We start from the raw sequence: 23384 nt of genomic DNA, 5'->3' as shown, positions 1-23384 counted from the left end.
CTGCTTACTGACCAGCGGTCTGGGCAAGTGGAAGTGGGGTTTCGTCGATCTGCACCTTTTCCCCGGGACGGGCGTGTTGCAGGCCTTCGATGACAACACGGTCGCCGGGCTTCAGGCCGCCGGTGACGATCCAGCGATTGTTTTGCACCGCACCCAGTTGCACCGGTTGCTGCGCCACGCGCATCTGCTCATCGACGGTCAGCACCTGGGCAATGCCGGCACTGTCACGCTGCACCGCGCGTTGCGGCACGGTAATGCCGTTCTGGATGGTTGCCTGCTCAAGGCGTACGCGGATGAAGCTGCCCGGCAGCAAGTCGAGATCCGGATTGGGAAACTCGCTGCGCACAATGATCTGCCCGGTGCCGGGATCGACCGTGATGTCGCTGAACAGCAGCTTGCCGGGCAACGGATACACGCTACCGTCATCCTGAATCAGCGTGGCCTTCGCTTGATCCTGACCGACTTCCTGCAACTGCCCGGAGCGCAATGCCCGGCGCAGTTCATTGAGCTCGCGAGTCGACTGGGTGAGGTCGGCATGGATCGGGTTGAGCTGCTGAATCAGCGCCAGCGGCGTGGGCTCGTTCTGTCCGACCAGAGCACCTTCGGTGACCAAGGCGCGACCGATACGGCCGGAAATCGGCGCGGTGACGGTGGCATAGCCGAGGTTCAGTTTCGCCCGTTCAAGCGCCGCTTTGCTGGCCGCGACATCAGCTGCCGTCTGCCGGGCAGCGGCGCGGGCGTTATCGTAGTCCTGACCGCTGATGGCGTGGTCCTCGATCAACTGCGCATAGCGTTGTTCTTGCAATCTGGCCTGAAAGGCGTTTGCCTCAGCTTTGCGCAGCGCGGCTTCGGCGCTGTCCAGGTCCGCCTTGAAAGGTGCCGGGTCGATGCGGAACAGCACATCGCCTTTTTTCACGTCACTGCCTTCGCGGTAGGTGCGTTGCAACACCACGCCGGCCACTCGCGCACGCACTTCGGCAATCCGTGGCGCGGCGATGCGGCCGCTCAGTTCGCTGCTGATCGACAATGGCTGGGTTTTGATGGTCTCGATGCGCACCGTGGCCGGCGACGCCTGCTCTTCGGCGTTCGATGACGAATCACAAGCGCTCAGCGTCAGCGCCAATGCGATCAGGCCGAGCCCGGCCAGCAGTTTTCCAGACATGTACAACCCCCAATATTGAAGGCCGCATCCTACGGCCAGACGGGGAGGTTAGCGGTGAAGCTTTGTAGCTGCTGTGTGAAATTGTGTAAGGGTTTTGCTCAGTAGCGGGTGAGGGCGTATATCCTGCAGGCCTTGAAATTTATTGCGACAGTTCGATCGCTTTCGCGAGCAGGCTCGCTCCCACAGGAGATCGCATTTCAATGTGCGAGCGAATGAGCCCTGACTGTCGCCACAGCATTCTCTGGAACACCCCATGCCCAACATCCTCCTGGTCGAAGACGACACCGCCCTCGCCGAACTGATTTCCAGCTACCTGGAGCGCAACGGTTATTCCGTCAGCGTCATCGGCCGTGGCGACCATGTGCGCGAGCGGGCGCGGATCAGTCCGCCGGACCTGGTGATTCTCGACCTCATGCTGCCGGGCCTCGACGGCTTGCAGGTGTGCCGTTTGCTGCGTGCCGATTCGGCGACACTGCCGATCCTCATGCTCACGGCCCGCGATGACAGTCATGATCAGGTACTGGGCCTGGAAATGGGCGCGGACGACTACGTCACCAAACCCTGCGAGCCACGGGTGCTGCTGGCTCGGGTGCGTACCTTGTTGCGGCGCAGCAGCCTCGGCGAGCCTTTGGCGGTTAATGATCGGATCGTCATGGGCAATCTGTGCATTGACCTGTCCGAGCGCACCGTGACCTGGCGTGATCAAGCGGTTGAACTGTCCAGCGGCGAATACAATTTGCTGGTGGTACTGGCCCGGCACGCTGGCGAAGTGCTGAGTCGCGATCAGATTCTTCAGCGGCTGCGCGGTATTGAATTCAATGGCACTGACCGCTCGGTGGACGTGGCGATTTCCAAGCTGCGGCGCAAATTCGATGATCACGCCGGCGAGGCGCGCAAGATCAAGACCGTGTGGGGCAAGGGCTATCTGTTCAGCCGCTCCGAATGGGAATGTTGAGCTGATGTTTCGCATTCTGTTTCGCCTGTATTTGGTGACGATCGTCTCCTATAGTGCGGCGATCTATCTGGTGCCGGATCTGGTGGTCATGGCCTTTCGGGATCGCTTCGTCACCTACAATCTGGAATTCTCCCGAGGTCTGCAATCGCTGATCACCAAGCAGTTTCATGCTGCGCCGCAAGAGCAATGGCCGGCGATTGCGGCGGCGATGGACAAGGAATTCCAGCCGCTGCACATCGTCCTGACGCCAATCGACGACCCGGTGTTCACGCCCATCGAGCAGGAACGTTTGCACCGTGGTGAGAACGTGGTGCGGATCGGTGACTGGGGCTGGCGAACTTTGGCAGTCACTCCGCTGAATGCGGACATGGCCGTGCGTATGGTCGTACCGCCGGATCCGGTCGACGTCGATCTGCTGTACTGGAGCATTAATGTGCTCATCGGCGCCATGTTGCTCGGCTGCCTGCTGCTCTGGTTGCGCCCGCACTGGCGCGATCTTGAACGTTTGAAGGGCACTGCCGAACGCTTCGGCAAGGGGCATTTGAGCGAGCGAACCAGAATCGCCCCTAGTTCGAACATCGGCAGCCTCGCCAACGTGTTCGACACCATGGCCGGCGATATCGAAAACCTGCTCAACCAGCAGCGCGATCTGCTTAACGCCGTTTCCCATGAGCTACGTACGCCGTTGACGCGTCTGGATTTCGGCCTGGCGCTGGCATTGTCAGAAGACTTGCCCGCCGCCAGCCGCGAGCGTCTGCAGAGTTTGGTCGCGCATATTCGTGAGCTGGATGAATTGGTGCTGGAGTTGCTTTCCTACAGCCGCTTGCAGAATCCGGCGCAGTCGCCTGAGCGTATCGAGGTGTCGCTGGACGAATTCATCGACAGCATTCTCGGCAGCGTCGATGAGGAACTGGAGTCGCCAGACATCGTGATTGACGTTCTGCTGCACGGTCAACTCGAACGCTTTGCGCTGGATCCGCGCCTGACCGCTCGGGCCATTCAAAACCTGTTGCGCAATGCCATGCGCTATTGCGAAAAGCGCATTCAGATTGGCGTGCAGGTCATTGCCGGCGGGTGTGAGATATGGGTAGACGACGATGGTATCGGCATTCCCGACGATGAGCGCGAGCGGATTTTCGAACCGTTCTATCGGCTCGACCGCAGCCGTGATCGCGCGACGGGTGGGTTCGGCCTCGGTTTGGCGATAAGCCGCCGAGCGCTCGAAGCGCAGGGCGGCACTTTGACGGTTGAAAGTTCGCCGTTGGGTGGGGCGCGATTCAGGCTGTGGTTGCCGGCCATGGCCTGAATATCCTAACGGACATCTGATGATTGAATCAGGCTGACGCCGGCCTCCTGCATCCGCGCTATGGCGGCTGCCAGCGAACCGTCCAGATCAATCGCGCGACAGCCATCCAGCACCACACAGACATTAAAACCCGCCGCGCGCGCATCCAGCGCCGAAAACATCACACAGAAATCCAGCGCCAGGCCAACCATGTAAACGGTGTCGATGCTGCGCTCTTTCAAATAGCCGGCGAGCCCGGTGGTGGTGCTTCGATCCGCTTCGAGAAAAGCCGAGTAGCTGTCAATATCGGGATTGCAGCCCTTGCGGATGATCAATTGCGCGTGCGGTAGATCCAGTTCCGGATGAAATTCGGCGCCGACACTGGCTTGCACACAGTGATCGGGCCACAACGTTTGTGCGCCGTACGGTAATTCGATGACGTCGTAGGGCTGGCGCCCGGGGTGGCTGGATGCAAACGATATATGCCCGCTCGGGTGCCAGTCCTGCGCAATCACGACTTGCCTGAAATGCCGCGCGAGACGGTTGATCAGCGGCACAATCCGGTCACCTTCAGGCACCGGCAATTGGCCGCCGGGAATGAAGTCGTTTTGAACGTCGATGACCAGCAATGCAGCGCGGGACGAAATGGGCACGGGGAAATCTTCCTGAGAATAAAACCTCGGCCAGTTTAGCAGGGCTTCTGTCAGCCACTGGTCTGCAGCGCGCATTGCTGGGTTTTACTATCCCACACCTGGCCTTTCGGACATTCGGGCTTTTTCACGGCGTCGCTTTCGTCGACGGCGAAAGCAGCAGGGCTGGACAGGGCGGCGACCAGCAGCGGGACGGCGAACAGCATTTGGCGGATATTCATGGTCGATCTCCACTTTCATCGGCTTGGAGCAGAAGTTGTTGTTCTCCTTTGCAGTGACTGCTCAGTTCTGCGGAAGATTCAATGTTCTGCAGCGGGCCATTGACTTGTCATCCAACGGCAGGCTAATTTCCAGCCCATGACTTTCACCGTATCGCGCTGCCAGCCAAGCATTATTACCGCCATTCCTCATTTGGCGGGCTAGCTCACGACTGCAGCACCCAACCCGCCCTAGAGGCGGGTTTTTACTTTCTGTCTCCGGGGTTCTGAAAAATGTCAGGAGACGACCATGCCGCACAGCCCCGACCAGCAAGCCCTGCTTGAGCAGTACGTAAAGAAAATCCTGGCCGCGCCGGTGTACGACATTGCGGTGCGTACGCCGTTGCAGCTTGCGCCAGCGTTGTCGGAAGCATTGGGCAATCGGGTCCTGCTCAAGCGCGAAGATCTGCAACCGACGTTCTCTTTCAAGATCCGTGGTGCTTACAACAAACTCGTGCAACTGAGCGATGAGCAGCGAGCGCGGGGAGTGATCACGGCATCGGCGGGTAATCACGCGCAGGGTGTAGCGCTGGCGGCACGGGAATTGGGCATTGCCGCGACGATCGTCATGCCGTCTACCACCCCTGAGCTCAAGGTGCTCGGCGTGCGCAGTCGCGGTGCCGACGCATTGCTGCACGGTGATAGTTTCCCCTTTGCTCTGGCCCATGCGTTGCACTTGGCCGAACAGACCGGATGCACGTTTGTTTCACCGTTCGATGATCCTGACGTGATCGCCGGACAAGGCACCGTGGCAATGGAAATCCTGCGCCAGCATCAAGGCGCGCTGGACGCCATCTTCATCCCGGTCGGGGGCGGAGGTTTGATCGCCGGTATCGCGGCCTACGTCAAATACCTGCGCCCGGAAGTGCGGATCATCGGCGTCGAATCCGAACATTCGGCGTGCCTGCAAGCGGCTTTAAGTACGGACGAGCGGGTGGTTCTACCGAGCGTCGGCACCTTCGCCGATGGCGTTGCGGTGGCGCAGGTCGGCGCGTATGGCTTTGAGGTATGCCGCTTCTGCGTAGATGAAGTAATTACGGTCAGCAATGACGAACTCTGTGCCGCGATCAAGAATATCTACGACGATACCCGTTCGATCACTGAACCGTCGGGGGCGCTGGCCGTGGCGGGGATCAAGCAGTACGTGGCGCGCAGTGGGGTTCGCGATCAGACATTCGTCGCCATCGACTCCGGGGCCAACATCAACTTCGACAGCCTGCGCCATGTCGCCGAACGCGCCGCTGCTTGCGGCGTGCCGGCGTGATGTCGATCAGGGCAGCAGCGGGCGCAGAAACGTGCGCTCGTAACTGACGATGAATTTCTTTTCGACCAAGTCGGCCACCAGTGCGGTGCTTTCCGGGTCGGTCATTGCAATATGTCGATAGCTTTCGTAATCGGCCAGCGATGGGAAACGGAACAGGCAATAAGCAATGTTGCTCGCGCCCTCCGAGGGGAGGAAGTAGCCGTGATGGGTGCCGCCCAAGCGCTCAACGATGTCGAGCCACGCTTTGGCATAGACTTCGAAAGCGGGTAACTGGTAAGGATCGATCACATATCTGACGTGGCAAGTAATCAAGGGCTGGGCTCCGGTTATTCCTGCAGGGCGGTGCCGACTTTGTCCGACGCCGACCAGATGCGATAGCGCACTTCGACGTCCGAAGGCGCGTACACCACGACTGGCAGCTTGCTGTTGTAGCGCAACATGAAGCCATCACCGACGACCGGAACGAACGCGCGCTTTTTCTTGCTGCCAGGCGGGCAGGCCATCATCGTGCTCATCGGGCCGATGACCTTTTCCAGGCGATAGAACGGATAGCCCCAGCCTTGCAGATTCTTTTCATCGAGCACACCGCCCAGACGCTGGCGATTGCAATCCACTTCGAGGGTTCTGCCGGCGAGAATTTCAACCTGGAAATTCTCTTCCTGCTCTTGCTTGGGCAGATGGATGACTTGTCGGGTAAACCCGGCTTCGGCCTTGGGATACGGCGCGACGTCTTCGAGCTTGGCGGCGTGGGCTAGAGTGGAAAGGTTGGCGATCAACAGGCCGGTGATCGCGCAAACGCTTAAAGAATTCATGAAGGCCTCCGTGCGGGTTGAATTGCAATGGGAGACATTCTTGCCGTCATAGTCTGCGAAAGCAAATTTGCCCGGAGATTGCAGATTGCAGTGGACGGGTGGTCGATTCATGCAATTTGCAAATAGCAGGATACTGGCCACATTTCCAAGTGCTTGATTTTAAAGGGAGCAAAACGAACCGATCAAAGGCACGTTTTATGCGTTCTTTTGGTGAGGCGCACAGGATTTGGGCGCCTACACTCCAATGGGCATTTCGCAGTACCACCACTTGCCGCACCAGGGAAACAGCGGGGGCACACCCGTGAAGGCGCAGCAGAGGGTCAGCGTGAATACTTGATTGGCAATCGCACAGAAAGGAGAGGGTTCGCCATGTTTTTATCTGCCTTGGAATTACGCAACATCATTGAAAGCAGCTTCCTGCCGAAACGCTGCCAGTGCACGCTGACACCAGACTTGTCGATGTCCGTCAAAGTATTTGGCGACCATCGAACCGACCAGGCCGATCTCTACGTCAGTGGAATCGACGCCAGCCGCCTGAACAGCTGCCGTGAAATCAACAACCTGGTCGCAGGTCTGCGATCCGATCTCGCGCAACAGACCACGACACATCAAACCAGCGCTCGTTCTCGAGCTGTTTAACCCACCGTCTCACCCAGTTCGACCGTCACGCGCCGGGCCTGCACGAAACCTAGGCCCAGCGCGAACTCGACCAGCACCGCGAGCAAAATCCCGGGGCCGGCATGGCCATTGAGCCATTCGCCAAAACCCAACGCCGCCAAACCGAAACAGCCGACGATAAAACCATTGCTCAGTGCACTGCGTGCCGCTGACGGCGGAGCATTGCGCAGCAAACAAAACATCACCCCCAACGCCGCAAACAGCACCGCGCTGCGCCTTGCGACTACGCCAGTGCCTTCCGAATAGCCCATGCTCCAGATCGCCAGCAACACTTCCGGAAAAAATCCCCAGACCAGCGCCAGCAGAAAACACAGGATGGAAGTGAAGCTCGACAGCGTGCGAAACGACAACTGCATGGCCAATCCTTGCGGCAGTAGGGAAGGCCCCGAGCATAACCGCCGAAGCCACCCAACGCCTATGGCCAAGCGGAAAATCAGAAGCGTCTGTCAGTTCTGTTGACTGCAAGCGTCAGATAATTTCCTGTAACTGATTTGTGCGGGCTTGCCGGTGTTGTCGATGTATTTCATGTCGGCGGTGATGACTTTGCATTCCGAGGTCGGCGGCTCGGTTAGCGAAAGCACCTTCGCCACGTGTAGTGGCATGCCGTATTGGTAGGGTGTTTGATTCGATGTGGCGGAGGTGTCGTTGGCTTGGGCCTGTGCGGCGTATGAGGTGCAGGCGAGGGTGGCGGTGAGCAGGAAGGGACGAATGTTCATGAGAGGACTCCAGCGTTGCGGGTAGGCGCCCGGCACGAAGCCGGGCGAGCCTGCCGCAGTCGGTTTCAGCGCGATGCCTGAGCGGAACAGTACTGTAGAGTCTTTGATTCGAGGATCAACGGGGGTAATTGGACTAATTAAGCTGAATAGATCGGGGATCAAGCGGTAAGCACATTTAACCAAAGATATTTGCATTGAAGCGATTGCCGATCAGCCATAACCAGGAGCGATAATCCTGATTATGGCTCTCAAGTAGTTCGCGTCCTAACTCATTACCGATTAAAGTGAATTAACGACTCAGTTTTTCGGGAAAAAAGGACAGCGGAGGATGTGTAGCAGCCCATTTCTTTGTTTGCTCGTGCGCTTCGGAAATTTGTGCGGGTGTCAACTTGGCTGCAATGAGAGGGAGTTTGTATTCAACGTTTTCTTGCATTCCACCCCCGCCGTTCAGAATACTTAAGGATGAAACTAGTGAATAGCCTTTAACGGGGTCATATGGAAATCCATATGTGTCGGGCTCATGAGCAAGATATGAGCCATATCCATACACTGATTCCGCATAACCTGCTATCGCTGCTTGCTCATTCCAGTGTCTAAAACCTTCAAGATCTCCGCTCTCGAAAAGAAGAGCCGCATACTCCATCATGGAACGCGGATTTCCTGCTTCAGCGGACAGTTTGAACCATTTTTTTACTTCTTCTGTTCGTTTCCAAGGTAAGAAAAATCCATCACCTTGCTTATAAGATACCGCCAGCCAGTACTGGGCCTGATCGTCACCCGCAATTGCTGCTTTTTCAAGCCACTGATCGTCTAGGGTAATTTCATACATAATGTACATTGCTTCAGCGTTACCGTTTTTTGCTTTCTCTATAGCCTGTTTCTTGGCTTCGTTCAGCCACTCGATCGGATCTTTCTGAGGTGGTTTGCAGTCGCGAGTGATATCGCATAGATCTTTTTCACTCCGTCCTAGCTGAATCATGGCGTATAGGTTGCCTTGATTAGCCGACGCCTCATACCAAGCCCTAGCTTCGGAGCTCATGTAGTGATTTTTTTTTCTAAGCACTTCCGCTAACAAATATTGAGCTTCACTATCTCCTGCCTCCGATGCGATCAATAAAAAAGGCTTGGCAGACTCGGTCTTCAATTGATTATAAAGGACAATGCCATGGTTTTTGGCCTGCTCTTGGCGTGGGGCGAGTTCTGCCAGAGAGGAGCTAGCAGAAGTGAGGAATATAACTACTGAGAATAGTGAGCGCAGCCACATATGCTTGTCTCTTTAATTCATTAATGGATGGTCGGAATAAATTTAGCCACACCTGCTGGTACGTATGTTCGTCCTTGATATTGGCTGCGCTGGCAAGATCCGTCACGTTTTGCACCTAACAATTTGACATGATCTTTATAGCGCGTTCGCATTTCCTCCCCTGAGGGAACAGTAAGGCGAAGGACTGCCTCAGTCATGAAATTATCAAGCGCCAAACGGTTTTCGCAATATTTCTCCTCAGCATTAGCTGGCTTCATTCCAAACTTATTCATGCACATGCAAATTTGCTCAAATTGATACTGAGCTTGTTCGATTGAATTTTGCTTGGTTGCACTTTTTACAATCCAGCCGAGAATGCGCTCAATGGCCTGCTGCTGAACTAGGTGCGCTTGATCACTGTCATATTTGCGCTCTTTTTTATCAGGTTTATCTGAGTTATTCGAATAATTTACAGAGAAATCATCAGGTGGGCTAATGAGTGTCATCAATAATGGTCCGAGCGCGCCTGGAATCGCATTGATGCACCACTCCTCAAGCTCCTCCACTGGATCGTAAAACATAATCGTATCAGCAATAGATCCGCCTTTACCTGTCGCAGTCAAGCTCTCATAAAGCGTCATCACCGCATCAGCGCCCATAAGATAAATCATCCGAATATCAAAACCGCCAATGGCCAGCGTATTTAATTTTGAAAGGTACGCATAGGTTTCGTCTTCAATGACAAAGTAAGGGTTCTGTTTGTTTTTATATAGTTCTCTACGGAACATGTTAAGCAGCTCGGTGACGGCATCGTAGCCGACTTCGAACTTGAAGGAGCCACCGACGCCTGGGCCGGCGATCAACGCTGCCTTGAGCACCAGAATCAGACGGCCCTCGTGCAGGGAAATACTCGCCTCAGCCCTCGCTCCGAGACCCGCAGCGGCGTTGAGTTCCACAGTCAAACGCGCAAGGCTGAACCATTCGCTGGCTTTCATTCCGGCAGCTTTTCCGGAAACGGGTGCTTTGGTTAGCAAGGCTACTTCGCCGGGTGGTGCCCAATTTAGCGCTCCGGTGACCATTATCCCGGTTTGCAGACCGGCGAATAGATTAAATGCGGCTTTCGCGCCATCCTGTATCTGTAGCGTTTCAGGAGCTTTTTTAATCTGTCCACTTTTTTCAGTTCTCGCGTAGCTGCGCTTATCGGGGTTGCGCACAACCGGTTCCGGAGGAGCTAAATGGAACCCAGCGTTGCTGACATCCAATGCAATTTCCGAAGAAAGCAACAATGATGCTCCTGCATAGCCCCAAGCCTTCGCGCCTAAATAGAGCGAAAAACGTCCAAGATTCATCTTTTGCTGCATGTCTTCTGCATTTCGGTACGTGATGACAATATCTTTCGCGCTGGCACGATCTGGCAAGTCGACTTTAAAAAGCTCGACCTCGCCTCTGGCAAGATCAACGGCAAAAGTAGCCTTGGCGGAGGCTTGGAATCCTTCGGCCAGAGTCCAGTCCGGCCCCTCTACTTTTGTCGATGAATGGATAGTTTCCGTGGTGGAGGGCATTAGGCATCGAACCAACTGGGCTTGCGGTGTGATGTCGAAAATGCGGAATGTCTTGCGTACGTTGTCCTTGAACAACACTTGCTGCAATCGGTCCCCCCATTCTTTACGGGTACCAGCGTTCTCCAGCGCAGTGACCTTGTACTTTTTGTTTTCAAGGTAGGCGTTGAATTTTTCGATTTCGAACCACCCTTCGGCTGAGAACCAATCGCTTTCCTGATCCTTGATTCTTAACGCGCCTTCACTTTTCAGCCACTGTCCAAACAAACTCAGTTCAGTGTCCGTCGTTGCTTTTCCATCGCTATTGCCCGGACGCTTCATCAGATCTTTGACCTTGGCGCCAACTTTCTTCCAGTCATCCTTAACGGTTTGTTTGAGTCGTGGCAGCGAATACATGCTGAGATAGGTCAGCGGTTTTTTCAGGCTGTCCGCCATGCTCATCTCGGCCAGCGGAAAGCCGTTTTTGATCAAGCGCTCTTCAGGTCTTGCCTGAAATTGCTCTGGCTCCCACAACAGATGACGGCGAACAATTGCCGTTTCCACATTGCTCTCAGCCTGAAGTCGTAGTTTTTCTTTCGAAGCCTGCAAGCGGTCCCAGTCGGCACGTTCATTAGTGACCAGGTTGGTGGGCGCTTTGGCTTGTCGGCCACTTGCCTCGATCCAGCCTTTGTACTTGGCGCTGAGACGTTCATTGGTCTCTTTTTGCTCTTTCTCGAGCGCCATATATTGCTTGAACAGGTCGACTCCACTTTCGACTGCTCCGCCCTCAGAAATCAGCGCGAACTCCGGCAATGCGATCCCATATTGTGCAACGTCGGTGATGGCCTCCAGATAAGCGCTGTAGGTCGCTTTCCTTTCCTTACGTTTGATTTCCTGGTCGCGTACATAGGTGCAGAGCATCAACTGATTGTTAGTGCCGCACATCGCGATCTCGTCGATTCGCTTTTTATCTTGAGCGAGCATCGGCGCGAGCTCTGCCGAGGTTAACGTGGTGAGATCCTTGTCCTCTAACAGCGCTTCTCGCGCTTTCAGATACTTTTGAACGGCTTCCCGGGCCGCGATGGCTTTGGGCGCATAAAGGTTGCCGCTTTCGTACGCGTAGCCTTTTTCCTTAGCAGCGGCGATGGCCATGCGCTTGAGCTTTTGCCATTCGCTATGCATGCCACGTACGCGGGTTGCAGCATCCCGGGCGGACATGAAATGGTTTCTTTTAAGCTGATCTTGCTCAAGGGCGGTAAGCTGAGTGGAAGAATCTTCTGGCGCCGTGGTTTTTAAGTTCTGCTGAGCGTCTAGAAGTGCTGCATCCAGATTGCTGATATTCGGATGTTGAGCTTCGATTTCTAGCATCCGTGCTTTCTCGTCACCCTCAAGAAAGTTTGCCAGTTTAGGCTCTAGGAAATACTCAAGGAGTCCCGACTCGTAGAGCCCTTTTTTCCGTTCTTCTGGAGATTTGCTTGAGCTGACCTTCTGTTCCAAGTCACTGGAAGCTTCTTTCAGGGCGGAGTTTGTCCGCTCTGGTAGTAACCAGAAGGATTCATTTTCCGTATCGTAAATTGCACTGCCATAAATGGTGGAGCAGGGCGTTTTCACTTTGTCGTGATCGCCTGGTGTGTCTTCCGGCGCTTCGGGCTGTTCACCAATATCCCGAGGCGGTTTTGCACAAGTTTCATCGGCAACTACCGGTTTTGCAGGTGCCGATTCGGTGTTAGGTGCTGCGCTGGTATTTTGTTCCATTTCGCTTCCATTCATTCTTAACGGACGGGTTCATCAAGCAACGCTGGTGGTGAGTTGCTGCAGCTGCTGTACTTTGATGAACGACTCTTCCCTGGATTGCAGGATGGCCATTGCCTGTGGCTGTGTTTCAAGCAGTGGTCCATTTGTGATTGACCCCAGCTTCAGCAAGTGACGGCCTTCGTAAATATTGTGGGCAACCAGCACATTGAGGTTTGCCACAAGGTTGGGCAGATGCTCATCGCTCGGCTCGCCGTAATCTGCGTGATGTTCATCTGCCCAATAAACCCAACCCAAATGCTCTTGAACGTTCGCCGCGGATGGCGGCAGGCTGAACACTGAAGTATCGCCCAGCCATTCGACTTCCGAGACGGCGCGCCAACTGAGCCATGGACCTTTATTGCGCCCAAAATGAACCGGCGCTGGGCTGTATACGTGCTGCCAAGGGCCGAACAGCTGATGGGAGTTGTCGCCAGCGGTATAGGCCAGCGCGGCCCACAGGCTTGGCTTGTGGTAGCTCAGCAGGCTTTGTCCGCCAGAGCCATCATTAGCGCGCAAGAGCCAGCGCGCATGGGCGAGCGCTTTGTCAGAATCAGCTGTGGTAATGGCAATGCCAGAGAAATTTTCCTCGCACAGCTTTGCTGCCTCAGCCGCAAGGCGACTGCCCCATGGCGCGGTGATCCAGAGCGGACCGTCAGCGGCGATCTCAGCGAAGGCGGTTTTGAGGAACAGGCCCTGTGCATCCACCACCGGTTCGCCAACACGATAAAGGCGGCTCATCGCGTCAGGCTGTCGAACCGGGTCAATAATGAAACACAGTGTTGATTCAGAGCTTTCTCTCGGTAAATCAACGAACCCATGGCGTGGAGCTTCGAGGAGGGCGCTGAGCGCTTTCACATGCATGTGCAATCCTTACGGCTGCAGGCGCCGTTGCTTTGCTTGCCGCACAACGGCGTTATTCCAGACTCATTCAGACGTTTGGGCAGCGGGACAGGGACTTTCCCCGCCTTATCCGCATCCACAACCTTCATCGGCCCCGGCAACAACGGCGCCGCCGGCGTGCCCACCCCGGGGGAGCCGCCGGTATTGACCTTCACCTCAGCGCCGCTGATGGTCACGCCACCCGCATCGACCTTGACGAAGCTGCCGCCAGCCTTGGCGGTCAGTTCCATGGCGCCTTCGACCACGACTCTCTGGCCGGCGTAATAATGGATTTCGTTGCCAGCCTCAACAAACTGCCCAGTCCCAACCTTCACATGCTGCGTCACACCCACTGTCAGGTGATCATCCGCGCGCATTTCGCTGATTCGGTCCAGATGGGTGATCCGGTGTTCTTCGACCTTGAACTCGCTCAACACGTTAGCTTCAACGGTGTCATGCCGTTCGTTGCCGACGCGGATTTTCTGGTCGTGTTCGATGTTTTCGTCCCAGTCGCGCTGGGCGTGGATGTAGATCTGTTCGGCGCCTTTTTTGTCTTCGATGCGGAATTCGTTGTAGCCCTTGCCGCCCGGGGAGCTGAGGGTTTTGAAGGTGCTGCGGGTCTTGTTGGCGGGCAGGTCGTAGGGGACGACGTTTTCCTTGTGATACAGGCAGCCAGTGACGAGGGGCTGGTCGGGGTCGCCTTCGAGGAAAGTGACGAGGACTTCCATGCCGATGCGCGGCACGGCAATGCCGCCGTAAGCTGCGCCGGCCCAGCCGCTGGCGACGCGCATCCAGCAGGTGGTTTTATCGTCGGACTGGCCGTCGCGGTCCCAGTGGAATTGCACTTTGATGCGGCCGTATTGGTCGCAGTGGATTTCTTCGCCGGGCGGGCCGGTGACGACGGCGGTCTGGCTGCCGAGGACTTTCGGTTTCGGGTGTTCGAGGGCAGGGCGGTAGTGCGCGTCCCACGGGGTGGCGAGGAAGCTGTTGCGGTAGCCTTGGTGGAAATCGCTCTTGTTGTCGGTGACGTCGCTGGTGACGTTTTCGCCGAGGACTTGCGGCTGTTTGCCTTCGTGGAAGACTTCCAGCAGCAGCCACAGGTCGTTCCACTCGGCGCGCGGGTGTTCGGCGAGCGTGAGGAAATGGCCGCTGGTCAGCGTCGGTTCATCACCTTTGCCTTCGGCGAGTTTGTAGTCGCTGCGATGGCGTTCCAGCGCGCGGGTTGAGAGGAACTTGCCGCGCTCGCGGGTGGTGAAGCGGCCGGGGTAATCGTAGTCTTCCAGATCCGGGGCGAATTCGGATTTGACCGCGCCTTCGGGCAGCAGCTTTGGTTTTTCGAAATCGTAGTCGCGACGGCTGACGCGGGTGGTACGGGTTTCCAGGCGCAGGTTGAAGCGCTTGATCACCGGTTTCTCCGCAGCCATGCCGGAGTCCTGCTGGTAGCTGACCGGCTTCAGTTTGCGGAATACGGTCTGGTCGTCGCCGAACACCAGTTTGTGGCCGCTGCTGCTGTGCTGGAAGTGGAAGTGAATGCCTTCCTCTTCGCACAGACGCTGGATGAAATGCAGATCGGACTCGTCGTATTGCACGCAATAATCGCGTTCCGGATACTCGGCGCCGAGCTGGAAGCTGTAGGCGTCAGAGAGAATGCCGCGATCTTCCAGCACCTGAGCGATGATTTTCGGCACCGTCAGTTGCTGGAAGATCTGCTGATCATGGTTGTGCTGCAGATAGGCCAGTTGCGGCATCAGGCTGATGCTGTAGCGGGTCAGGGTCTTGCCGGAGTCGCCCTGCTCGATGCGATAGACCTGACCGTGAATCTTGCCTTCGCCGGTGGCGCCGAAGGTCAGGCAGGCGCGCTTGTGCAGCAGCTCTTCGAGCTTCAGGTCGGGGCGGGCGCTGACCAGTTCGAGGTCGAAACGGAACGGTTCGTTGAGGGCTTCGCGACCGGTGAAGCTGAGGACTTGCAGGTCGGCGTTGGCGTCTTCGATCGAGAGGGTGATGTGGGTTGCATTGGCGTCCAGCATGCCTTGAATTCCGTCCGTTGAATAAGCAGGTGATGGATGTTGCAGGATTAGACGGCCTCATTCAAGGCGCAAATGGCGTAGGTGTGGGGCCTTGATGCCATAGGGAAAACCCTTAGGAGGGCGGTTTGGGTCAGTGAAATCGGGCCTTTCATAGACTTTGATGGTGTTTGAGAGATTGCCATCGCGGGCAAGCCCGCTCCCACAGGTTTCTCGGGTGTAGACAAAATCGGCGTTCACTAAGGTCCTGTGGGAGCGAGCCTGCTCGCGAAGGGCTTCTACAACCAATGCCAGAACCGGCTCCAGAACCCGCGATTGAGGTCTTCCTTGCAGCCGGCATATTGCTGCGCATACAGATCCGAGCGGTTCTGCACCTTGCGCGCGGTCGGCGGTAGCCAGGCCTTGCTGGCGTAGGTCTTGTTGCGGAAGCCGCCCCAGCCTTCGTGGTAGTTCAGGTACTGGTTATAGGCGTCGTATTTGTACACACCGTTGATCGAGGTGGTCTTGTCCATGTACCAGCCGACGAAGTCGATGGCGTCGTCGAAGTCTTCACGATCGGCCCAGTTGCGACCGGTGCTTTTCTGGTAGTCGGCCCAGACTTCATCCTTGGCTTGCGCATAACCGGAAGCGGTCGAGACGCGGCCCCAAGGAATCACCCAGAGCAGGTATTTGCGAGGCGTCTTGGCGTCGTAGCGATAGCCGGATTCCTGATACATGATCGCGAACGGCACCTGGATCGGCACACCCCAGCGTTTCTGGGTGACTTGCGCGGCGTCGTACCAGTCGCTTTTCTCGCGGAAGATTGCGCAGATGTCTTCCGGCGAGCGGGGCGGCGAGGTGCCGCAACCGCTCAGCAGGGTGGCCAGGGTCAGAAGGGCGAGGGTGTGCCTGTGATTCAAGAGCTGTTTTCCGTCGTGCGCAAAAAGGCCGACAGTCTACGCGCTCAGCTCAATTGATGACGATAGGGCAGATCCGGACCGGTTTTGCTGCAAGTCAGCGCGGCGGCTTGTACGGCGAACCTGAGCATGCCGTCGATTTGCTCGCGACTGAGCTGCTGCAGGCCTTCGACCGAGTCCAGCGAGTGCTCCGTCAGCCAGGTGATCAGCGAAGCCTGGAAGGTGTCGCCGGCGCCTACCGTATCGGCGATCTGAACCTGATTGGCCGGTACCGACCACGAGCCATGGGCGCGACTGAACACCGTTGCGCCGTCGCCACCGCGCGTCAGGAAGACGATCTGGCAGCGATGTTCGAGCCAGCCTTCAATCACATGCTGCGGATTCTGCTCGGGATAGAGCAGGCTCAGATCCTCGTCGCTGACTTTGATCAGATCGGCCAGGCGCACCAGCGTGGCGATGCGCTCGCGCCATAGCTCGATGTTCGGCTCGGGATTGAGGCGCACGTTGGGATCGAGGCTGATCAGGCGTTTGCCGCTTTCGCGCTGAACCAGCTTAAGCAAGGTGTCGCCGATCGGCTGTACCACCAGCGAAAACGAGCCGATGTGCAGGCCGCGCACCTCGTCGCCAAGTGTCGGCAGATGCGCCTCGCTCAATTGCCGGTCGGCGCAGCCTTCGCCACGGAAGCTGTAATGCGGCGAGCCATTGGCGCCTACCGCGACCATCGCCAGGGTGGTCGGCGCGGCAAAATCCACCAGATAATCCGGGCGCACGCCTTCGTCCTGCAGCACTTGCTGCAACCGTCGGCCGAGGTAGTCGGTGGACAGCCCACCGAAGAGCGCCGAGTCCACGCCCAAACGCCGCAAACCTACGGCGACGTTGAACGGCGAGCCGCCGGCAATCGCCTTGAAATTGACTTTCGAGGCCAGCCCGCTGGCATCGTTTTCGCTGAAGAAATCAAACAGGGCTTCGCCACACACCAGGTACATAGTTGTTTGCTCGTTATAGGGTTGCGACATGCTGTTGATAGCGTTCGTAGGCCTGCTGGAACGCCGCGACATTGGCGGCAATCGGCAGGGTTTCGCTGCCCGCGTCGAGTTTCACGCAGCGCTTGCACAGATCGGCCAGGGACACATCATCGCCGTTCGAGCGTGACGCGCACCACGTCGCTTGAATCGCCGCGCCCAGTGCGGCGGCTTCGCTTTGCTCGGTGCAGATCACCGGAGCGTTCATGATATCGGCGACGATCTGCCGCCACACCGCGCTCTTCGAGCCGCCGCCGATCAGGCAAATGCGCCGGCTTTGTAAACCATTCTGGCGGAGCAAATCCAGCCCGTAGCGCAAACCGAAGGTGGTGCCTTCGACGGTCGCGCGGCACAGATTGGCCTGGGTCAGGTTGTCCATGGTCAGGCCATGCAGGCTGCCGGTGGCGTGGGGCAGGGCGGGGACGCGCTCACCGTTGAGGAACGGCAACATGCTCACACCTTCGGCGCCGATGGGCGATTGCGCGACCAACTCGTTGAAGGTCGGCAGGTCGAGCTTGAACAGTTCGCGAATCGCACCGGTGGCGTTGGTCAGGTTCATGGTGCAGATCAACGGCAGCCAGCCGCCGCTGGAGGAACAGAACGTGGCAACCGAGGCATCGGCGCTGACGTTCGGCTCCTCCGAATAGGCGTAGACCGTGCCGGAAGAACCGAGGCTCATGGTGATCGCGCCGGGCTGGATATTGCCGGTACCGATCGCTCCCATCATGTTGTCGCCGCCGCCGCTCGAGACCACCGCGTTGGGGTTGATGCCGAGTTGCTCGGCGATTGACGGCAGGAGAGTGCCGACGGCGGCGTGCGCGTCGATCAGCTCCGGCAGCGCGGCTTGCAAACGGCCGCTGGCGTCGATGTCGCGCAGGATCTGCACATCCCACTGACGCGTGCGCACGTTGAAATAACCGGTGCCGGAGGCATCGCCGTATTCGCTGCAGGCGCGGCCGGTGAGCCAGTAATTGAGGTAGTCGTGGGGCAACAGGATTCGGGCGATGCGTGAGAACACATCGGGATGCTGCTCTTTGGTCCAGAGCAGTTTCGACACCGTGTAGCCCGGCGCGATGACCACGCCGAGGCGTTCCAGCGAACCTTTTTCGCCGCCCAGTTGCGCGAGCAATCGGTCGTTTTCCGGCGTGGTTTCGGTGTCGCACCAGAGCTTGGCCGGGCGCAGCACTGCGCCTTGCTCATCTAGCAGGACCAAACCGTGTTGCTGGCCGGAGACGCCAACGCCGAGGATCGCCTGGCCGTCGACATTCGCCGCTTGCAAGGCCTGGCGGGTGGCGCTGACGAATGCATCGAGCCACTGCTGGACGTCTTGTTCGCGGCGGCCGTTGGCGCCGCTGATCATCGTGTGCGGCGCCGCGCCCAGACCGAGCACCTGGCCGCTGCCGGCGTCGAGGATGATCGCTTTGGTGCCTTGGGTGCCGCAGTCGATACCCAGGAAGAGCTTTGTTGTTGTCATGAACACTCCACGGCTGCTCGTTCCCATGCTCTGCGTGGGAACGCCTCAATAGACGCTCTGCGTCCGCTTTTGATGGGACGCGGAGCGTCCCGGGCTGCATTCCCACGCAGAGCGTGGGAACGATCAGGTCGCGAGAACTTTTTCCAGAGTCCGCGAAACCCCAACTTCGCGCAAACTCTGGCAGCACCACTCGAACGCTGCAACAAACTCCGCCGACTTCGGTATCGCTGTGCCGAAAATCTCTTCAACACCCAGCAACCGCTCCGTGATCAGCCCATCGTCCGCTACCAGACCTTGGCAGAAAGCCGCTCGCGGGTCCGGAATCGAATACGTATCGCCATTCTCATCCACGCCCTTCAAATACAGCGCCCACGCCGCCACGACTAGCGCTGCACGCTTGGTCTCGCGGCCATCGGCAATCAGCCGATTGATCGTCGGCACGGTGAACTTGGGAAACTTCGATGAGCCATCCGAACACACGCGCTCAAGCTGATCGGCAATCGCCTGATTGGAAAAGCGCGCCACCAGCGTGTCCTTGTATTCGCTCAGATCAATGCCCGGTACCGGCGCCAACTGCGGCGTGACATCCAGATCCATATAAGCGCGCATGTAACGCACGAACAGCGGATCGTTCATGGTCTCGTGAACGAAGCGATAACCCTTGAGAAAGCCCAGATACGTCAGCGCCAGGTGACTGCCGTTGAGCAGTTTGATTTTCATCTCTTCGTACGGTGATACGTCGTCGGTGAACTGCACGCCGACCTTTTCCCATGCCGGGCGGCCGCTGACGAATTTGTCTTCCAGCACCCACTGCACAAACGGCTCGCAGACCACCGGCCAGGCATCGTCGACGCCGTGTTTGTCGGCCAGCTGCAGGCGATGCGCGGTGCTGGTCATCGGTGTGATGCGATCGACCATGGCGTTGGGGAAACTTACGTTCTGGTCGATCCAGTCGCGCAGATCCGGATCACGCAGGGCGGCGAAAGCCAGCAGCGCCTTGCGGGCGACGGCGCCGTTGTGCGGCAGGTTATCGCAGGACATCACAGTGAACGCCGGAACACCCGCCGCGCGGCGTTTGGCCAACGCTGCGCAGAGGAAACCGAACACGGTGCCCGGCGCCTCGGGCTGGGCGAGGTCGTGTTGAATCTGCGGCAGATGCGCCATGAATTCGCCGTTGCTGTCGTCGATGCAGTAACCGCCCTCGGTGATGGTCAGCGAAACGATACGGATCTGCGATTCGGCGAGTTTGTCGATCAGTGCTTGCGCGCCATCTTCGGCCAGCAGCATGTCGCGAATCGCGCCGATGACGCGCACTTCGGTGTCATCGCTGTCGCCCAGTTCAAACAGGGTGAACAGGTAATCCTGCTCGCGCAGATCATCGCGGGCACGGCGGTCTTCCGGGCGTAGCCCGACGCCACAGATTGCCCAGTCCAGCGCTTGGCCAGTGTTCATCAAAGCATCGGTGTAATACGCCTGATGCGCGCGGTGGAAACCGCCGACGCCGATGTGGGCGATGCCCTGGCATGTGTCGCTCAGGTTGTAACCCGGCAGTTGCACTTCGGTGGCGAGGCGGTTGAGGTTCTGTTGGTTGAGTTTCATCGGATAGTCTCGAAATCAGGCCGCAGCACGCAGCGGACGGGTCAGCGCCACACCTTCGGCATCGAACAGATGGCAGTGAGTCGGGTCCAGGCGCAGGCTCAATTGCTCGCCGTAACGGCTGGCCAGATCGCCGCGCACGCGCATGGTCAGGGCTTCGCCAGCGGTGGTGGTGACGTGGCAGAAGGTGTCGCTGCCGAGGCGTTCGCTGACGTCGGCAGTCACCTGCAACGTGCAGTCGCCGGGTTGCGCCAGCTCCAGGTGTTCGGGGCGAATGCCCAACGTCACTGCGCCTCCGACACTGAGGTTGGCGGCGTTGAACGGCAGGGTGATGCGCGTGCCGGCGTCCAGCGAAACTTCGCAGCTGGCGCCGTCGATGCGGGCAATCTTGCCTTTGAGGAAACCCATTTTCGGCGTGCCGAGAAAGCCTGCGACAAACAGGTTCGCCGGGTTGTGATACAGGTCCAGCGGCGAGCCGACCTGCTCGATCCTGCCGCCATTGAGCACCACGACTTTGTCGGCCATGGTCATCGCTTCGACCTGATCGTGGGTTACATAAATCATCGTCGCTTGCAGGTCTTTATGCAGGCGCAGCAGTTCCAGACGCATCTGCACGCGCAACGCCGCGTCGAGGTTGGACAGCGGCTCATCGAAGAGGAAAATCTTCGGGTTGCGCACGATGGCACGGCCGATCGCCACGCGCTGGCGCTGGCCGCCGGAGAGCTGTTTCGGTTTGCGCTCGAGCATCGGCCCGAGCTCGAGAATCCGCGCCGCTTCGCCAACCTTGCGCTCGACCTCGGCTTTCGGCACGCCGGCCAGATCGAGGGCGAACGACATGTTCTTTTTCACGGTCATGTGCGGGTACAGCGCGTAGGTCTGGAACACCATCGCCAGATCACGCTTGGCCGGGCTGACTTCGGTGATGTCGCGGCCATCGAGTTCGATGGTGCCGCCGCTGACCTCTTCAAGGCCGGCGATCAAGCGCAGCAGGGTGGATTTGCCACAGCCCGACGGGCCGACGAAGACCACGAATTCCTTGTCGTTCACTTCCAGGTCGATGCCCTTGATGATGGAAAAGCCTTCGAAGCCTTTTTGCAGATTCTTGATTTTCAGGTTGGCCATGAGATGGGCCTCCGCAATTTATTATTGGGTTAAACCAGATCGGCTTTTCTGTGGGAGCGAGCCTGCTCGCGAAGGGGCCATGTCAGTCGACATCAGGGTTGAATGACACTCCGCTTTCGCGAGCAGGCTCGCTCCCAGAGGGGATAGGGTTGGATTCGGGATGTTCATTTCACGGCGCCGAACGAGAGACCGCGCACCAGTTGCTTCTGGCTGATCCAGCCAAAGATCAGAATCGGCGCACAGGCCAGGGTCGATACCGCCGACAACTTGGCCCAGAACAATCCTTCGGGACTTGAATACGAGGCGATCAATGCGGTCAGTGGTGCGGCATTCGAAGAGGTCAGGTTCAGCGACCAGAACGCCTCGTTCCAGCACAGGATCAGCGACAGCAGCACGGTCGAGGCGAGGCCGCCCTTGGCGATCGGCAGCAGCACGCGGACCATTTCCTGCCACAGCGTCGCACCGTCGAGGCGGGCGGCTTCGAGGATGTCTTTGGGGATGTCCTTGAAGTAGGTGTAAACCATCCAGACCACGATCGGCAGGTTGATCAGCGTGTAGATCACGATCAGCGCGATGCGCGTGTCGAGCAGGCCGAAACTCTTGGCCAGCAGGTAGATCGGCATCAGCACGCCCACCGGCGGCAGCATCTTGGTCGAGAGCATCCACAGCAGCGTGCCTTTGGTGCGCTGGGTTTCATAGAACGCCATCGAGTACGCCGCCGGTACCGCGATCAACAGACACAGGGCGGTGGCGCTGAACGAGATCACCACCGAGTTCCAGGCGAAGCTGAAGTAATCGCTGCGCTCGTTGATGTGCAGGTAGTTCTCCAGCGTTGGCGTGAAGATGAACTGCGGCGGTGTGGCGAAGGCGTCGATTTCGCTCTTGAAACTGGTCATCACCATCCAGAAGATCGGGAAGAAAATCACGATCGCGATGGCCCAGGCCAGGGTGCCGAGCATCAGGCTTTGCAGGCGGCGGGATTGTTGGAGGGTCATGGCAGGCCTCACGCTTTGTCAGTCAGGTTTTTGCCGATCATCCGCACCAGAATGATCGCGGCTATGTTGGCGATGACCACGGCAATCAAGCCGCCGGCCGAAGCCATGCCGACATCGAACTGCACCAGCGCCTGGTTGTAGATCAGGTAGGCGAGGTTGGTCGAGGCGTAGCCGGGGCCACCGTTGGTGGTGGTGAAGATTTCGGCGAACACCGAGAGCAGGAAGATCGTTTCGATCATCACCACCACGGCAATCGGCCGCGCCAGATGCGGCAGGGTCAGGTGCCAGAAAATCGCGATCGGGCCGGCACCGTCCAGGCGTGCAGCTTCTTTCTGTTCCTGATCCAGTGATTGCATGGCGGTCATCAGAATCAGGATCGCGAAGGGCAGCCATTGCCACGAAACAATGATGATGATCGACAGCAGCGGGTAGTGCGCCAGCCAGTCCACCGGTTGCGCACCGAACAGCTTCCAGATGTAGGCGAGGATCCCCGAGACCGGGTGGAAAATCAGGTTCTTCCAGATCAACGCGCCGACGGTGGGCATGATGAAGAACGGCGAGATCAGCATCACCCGCACCAGGCCGCGACCAAGAAATTCGCTGGCCTCCAGCAACGCGCTGATCAACACACCGAAGACCACACTGATCAGCAGCACGCTGCCGACCAGCAGCAACGTATTGGTCGCGCCGGGCATGAAGCCCGAATCGGTGAGGAAATAGGTGAAGTTCTCCAGCCCGACGAATTCGTTCTCGCCGGGGTAGAGCAGGTTGTAGCGGATCATCGAAAAGTACAGGGTCATGCCCAGCGGCACGATCATCCACAGCAGCAACAGCGCCACCGAAGGGCTGACCAGAAACCAGCCGGGATTGCGCACCCGCAGTTTGCGCTGCGGTGGCGACAGGTCGATGTGGGCTTTGGCAGTTGAAGTATTCATGGCATTCACAACCGAGTCATACAGACCTATGGAGATCCCCATGTGGGAGCGAGCCTGCTCGCGATAGCGCTGGGTCAGTGTCATGTG

The 23384-nt window shown here is 57.9% G+C and carries 21 protein-coding genes and 1 pseudogene; 4 read left to right on the top strand and 18 right to left on the bottom strand.

Annotated features, from left to right (window positions below; all coding sequences use genetic code 11):
* Positions 1 to 4: 4 nt before the first annotated feature.
* Positions 5 to 1162, bottom strand: a complete 1158-nt coding sequence (locus KVG87_RS01965) for an efflux RND transporter periplasmic adaptor subunit (protein WP_217848933.1) — start codon at positions 1160 to 1162, stop codon at positions 5 to 7.
* Positions 1163 to 1415: 253 nt separating this feature from the next.
* On the opposite strand from KVG87_RS01965, the gene KVG87_RS01960 reads away from it, so the two are divergent.
* Together KVG87_RS01960 and KVG87_RS01955 are read left to right on the top strand one after the other, a co-directional pair.
* Positions 1416 to 2117 (top strand): response regulator, encoded by a 702-nt coding sequence (locus KVG87_RS01960; protein ID WP_016774890.1) that lies wholly within the window; start codon positions 1416 to 1418, stop codon positions 2115 to 2117.
* 4 nt (positions 2118 to 2121) lie between these two features.
* Complete coding sequence (locus tag KVG87_RS01955; RefSeq protein ID WP_041480214.1) at positions 2122 to 3423, top strand: ATP-binding protein; 1302 nt, start codon at positions 2122 to 2124, stop codon at positions 3421 to 3423.
* Positions 3424 to 3428: 5 nt separating this feature from the next.
* Here the strand turns inward: KVG87_RS01955 and pncA are convergent, their stop codons facing one another.
* Positions 3429 to 4055, bottom strand: a complete 627-nt coding sequence (gene pncA / locus KVG87_RS01950; RefSeq protein WP_217849378.1) for a bifunctional nicotinamidase/pyrazinamidase — start codon at positions 4053 to 4055, stop codon at positions 3429 to 3431.
* A 50-nt stretch (positions 4056 to 4105) separates the two neighbouring features.
* Entirely contained in the window at positions 4106 to 4273 is a 168-nt protein-coding gene (locus KVG87_RS01945) for a hypothetical protein (RefSeq protein WP_217848931.1), read from the bottom strand.
* Between the two features lie 286 nt (positions 4274 to 4559).
* Here KVG87_RS01945 and ilvA point away from each other — a divergent pair.
* Positions 4560 to 5549 (top strand): annotated as a pseudogene (gene ilvA, locus KVG87_RS01940) (threonine ammonia-lyase, biosynthetic); the annotation flags it as partial.
* Between the two features lie 30 nt (positions 5550 to 5579).
* Here the strand turns inward: ilvA and KVG87_RS01935 are convergent.
* Together KVG87_RS01935 and eco are read right to left on the bottom strand one after the other, a co-directional pair.
* Positions 5580 to 5885, bottom strand: coding sequence for an NIPSNAP family protein (locus tag KVG87_RS01935; RefSeq protein ID WP_217848927.1), 306 nt, complete (start codon positions 5883 to 5885; stop codon positions 5580 to 5582).
* 14 nt (positions 5886 to 5899) lie between these two features.
* Positions 5900 to 6385, bottom strand: a complete 486-nt coding sequence (eco, locus tag KVG87_RS01930; RefSeq protein ID WP_076562705.1) for a serine protease inhibitor ecotin — start codon at positions 6383 to 6385, stop codon at positions 5900 to 5902.
* Between the two features lie 369 nt (positions 6386 to 6754).
* Between eco and KVG87_RS01925 the strand changes: the two genes are divergently transcribed.
* Positions 6755 to 7024, top strand: coding sequence for a DUF1652 domain-containing protein (locus KVG87_RS01925; RefSeq protein ID WP_041480220.1), 270 nt, complete (start codon positions 6755 to 6757; stop codon positions 7022 to 7024).
* Here KVG87_RS01925 and KVG87_RS01920 read toward each other — a convergent pair.
* From KVG87_RS01920 to KVG87_RS01860, 13 genes are all read right to left on the bottom strand, one after another.
* Positions 7021 to 7419 (bottom strand): hypothetical protein, encoded by a 399-nt coding sequence (locus KVG87_RS01920; RefSeq protein ID WP_217848926.1) that lies wholly within the window; start codon positions 7417 to 7419, stop codon positions 7021 to 7023. The two genes, KVG87_RS01925 and KVG87_RS01920, sit on opposite strands and share 4 nt — an antisense overlap.
* A gap of 90 nt (positions 7420 to 7509) precedes the next feature.
* The gene (locus KVG87_RS01915; RefSeq protein WP_217848924.1) at positions 7510 to 7779 is read right to left on the bottom strand and encodes a DUF2790 domain-containing protein; all 270 of its coding nucleotides are present in this window, start codon (positions 7777 to 7779) and stop codon (positions 7510 to 7512) included.
* Between the two features lie 289 nt (positions 7780 to 8068).
* The gene (locus tag KVG87_RS01910) at positions 8069 to 9043 is read right to left on the bottom strand and encodes a tetratricopeptide repeat protein (RefSeq protein ID WP_041480226.1); all 975 of its coding nucleotides are present in this window, start codon (positions 9041 to 9043) and stop codon (positions 8069 to 8071) included.
* A 20-nt stretch (positions 9044 to 9063) separates the two neighbouring features.
* Positions 9064 to 12315: a hypothetical protein gene (locus tag KVG87_RS01905; protein WP_217848923.1), complete on the bottom strand. Its 3252-nt coding sequence runs from the start codon at positions 12313 to 12315 to the stop codon at positions 9064 to 9066.
* A gap of 33 nt (positions 12316 to 12348) precedes the next feature.
* Complete coding sequence (locus KVG87_RS01900; protein WP_041480230.1) at positions 12349 to 13215, bottom strand: DUF4123 domain-containing protein; 867 nt, start codon at positions 13213 to 13215, stop codon at positions 12349 to 12351.
* Positions 13206 to 15260 carry a type VI secretion system Vgr family protein gene (locus KVG87_RS01895; RefSeq protein ID WP_217848921.1) on the bottom strand — a complete coding sequence of 685 codons (2055 nt, stop codon included), beginning with the start codon at positions 15258 to 15260 and terminating at the stop codon, positions 13206 to 13208. Before KVG87_RS01895 ends, KVG87_RS01900 begins: the two co-directional genes overlap by 10 nt.
* 275 nt (positions 15261 to 15535) lie before the next feature.
* Complete coding sequence (locus KVG87_RS01890; protein ID WP_076562717.1) at positions 15536 to 16156, bottom strand: transglycosylase SLT domain-containing protein; 621 nt, start codon at positions 16154 to 16156, stop codon at positions 15536 to 15538.
* Positions 16157 to 16200: 44 nt separating this feature from the next.
* Positions 16201 to 17139 carry a carbohydrate kinase family protein gene (locus KVG87_RS01885; RefSeq protein ID WP_217848919.1) on the bottom strand — a complete coding sequence of 313 codons (939 nt, stop codon included), beginning with the start codon at positions 17137 to 17139 and terminating at the stop codon, positions 16201 to 16203.
* Positions 17140 to 17152: 13 nt separating this feature from the next.
* On the bottom strand, positions 17153 to 18649 hold the full coding sequence (gene xylB, locus KVG87_RS01880) for a xylulokinase (RefSeq protein ID WP_217848917.1): 1497 nt from the start codon (positions 18647 to 18649) through the stop codon (positions 17153 to 17155).
* A 123-nt stretch (positions 18650 to 18772) separates the two neighbouring features.
* A complete protein-coding gene (locus KVG87_RS01875) occupies positions 18773 to 20248 on the bottom strand; it encodes a mannitol dehydrogenase family protein (protein ID WP_217848915.1) in 1476 nt (491 codons plus the stop codon).
* A gap of 15 nt (positions 20249 to 20263) precedes the next feature.
* Positions 20264 to 21367, bottom strand: a complete 1104-nt coding sequence (locus KVG87_RS01870) for an ABC transporter ATP-binding protein (RefSeq protein ID WP_217848912.1) — start codon at positions 21365 to 21367, stop codon at positions 20264 to 20266.
* 164 nt (positions 21368 to 21531) lie between these two features.
* Positions 21532 to 22362, bottom strand: a complete 831-nt coding sequence (locus KVG87_RS01865) for a carbohydrate ABC transporter permease (protein ID WP_217848910.1) — start codon at positions 22360 to 22362, stop codon at positions 21532 to 21534.
* A gap of 8 nt (positions 22363 to 22370) precedes the next feature.
* Positions 22371 to 23297 (bottom strand): carbohydrate ABC transporter permease, encoded by a 927-nt coding sequence (locus KVG87_RS01860; protein WP_041480415.1) that lies wholly within the window; start codon positions 23295 to 23297, stop codon positions 22371 to 22373.
* Positions 23298 to 23384: the final 87 nt, after the last annotated feature.

The sequence above is a fragment of the Pseudomonas siliginis genome (genome assembly GCF_019145195.1).
Lineage (GTDB): Bacteria > Pseudomonadota > Gammaproteobacteria > Pseudomonadales > Pseudomonadaceae > Aquipseudomonas > Aquipseudomonas siliginis.
The sequence above is the reverse complement of the archived record's forward strand: the minus strand, read 5'-3'. Positions and strand labels throughout refer to the sequence as shown.

Coding starts and splice junctions, on each gene's coding strand:
- KVG87_RS01910 (WP_041480226.1), bottom strand. CDS start 9,043: ATGTGGCTGCGCTCACTATTCTCAGTAGTTATATTCCTCACTTCTGCT.
- KVG87_RS01875 (WP_217848915.1), bottom strand. CDS start 20,248: ATGAAACTCAACCAACAGAACCTCAACCGCCTCGCCACCGAAGTGCAA.
- KVG87_RS01955 (WP_041480214.1), top strand. CDS start 2,122: ATGTTTCGCATTCTGTTTCGCCTGTATTTGGTGACGATCGTCTCCTAT.
- KVG87_RS01920 (WP_217848926.1), bottom strand. CDS start 7,419: ATGCAGTTGTCGTTTCGCACGCTGTCGAGCTTCACTTCCATCCTGTGT.
- KVG87_RS01870 (WP_217848912.1), bottom strand. CDS start 21,367: ATGGCCAACCTGAAAATCAAGAATCTGCAAAAAGGCTTCGAAGGCTTT.
- KVG87_RS01925 (WP_041480220.1), top strand. CDS start 6,755: ATGTTTTTATCTGCCTTGGAATTACGCAACATCATTGAAAGCAGCTTC.
- KVG87_RS01895 (WP_217848921.1), bottom strand. CDS start 15,260: ATGCTGGACGCCAATGCAACCCACATCACCCTCTCGATCGAAGACGCC.
- KVG87_RS01945 (WP_217848931.1), bottom strand. CDS start 4,273: ATGAATATCCGCCAAATGCTGTTCGCCGTCCCGCTGCTGGTCGCCGCC.
- KVG87_RS01860 (WP_041480415.1), bottom strand. CDS start 23,297: ATGAATACTTCAACTGCCAAAGCCCACATCGACCTGTCGCCACCGCAG.
- xylB (WP_217848917.1), bottom strand. CDS start 18,649: ATGACAACAACAAAGCTCTTCCTGGGTATCGACTGCGGCACCCAAGGC.
- KVG87_RS01865 (WP_217848910.1), bottom strand. CDS start 22,362: ATGACCCTCCAACAATCCCGCCGCCTGCAAAGCCTGATGCTCGGCACC.
- KVG87_RS01900 (WP_041480230.1), bottom strand. CDS start 13,215: ATGCATGTGAAAGCGCTCAGCGCCCTCCTCGAAGCTCCACGCCATGGG.
- KVG87_RS01960 (WP_016774890.1), top strand. CDS start 1,416: ATGCCCAACATCCTCCTGGTCGAAGACGACACCGCCCTCGCCGAACTG.
- KVG87_RS01905 (WP_217848923.1), bottom strand. CDS start 12,315: ATGGAACAAAATACCAGCGCAGCACCTAACACCGAATCGGCACCTGCA.
- KVG87_RS01915 (WP_217848924.1), bottom strand. CDS start 7,779: ATGAACATTCGTCCCTTCCTGCTCACCGCCACCCTCGCCTGCACCTCA.
- KVG87_RS01965 (WP_217848933.1), bottom strand. CDS start 1,162: ATGTCTGGAAAACTGCTGGCCGGGCTCGGCCTGATCGCATTGGCGCTG.
- KVG87_RS01885 (WP_217848919.1), bottom strand. CDS start 17,139: ATGTACCTGGTGTGTGGCGAAGCCCTGTTTGATTTCTTCAGCGAAAAC.
- eco (WP_076562705.1), bottom strand. CDS start 6,385: ATGAATTCTTTAAGCGTTTGCGCGATCACCGGCCTGTTGATCGCCAAC.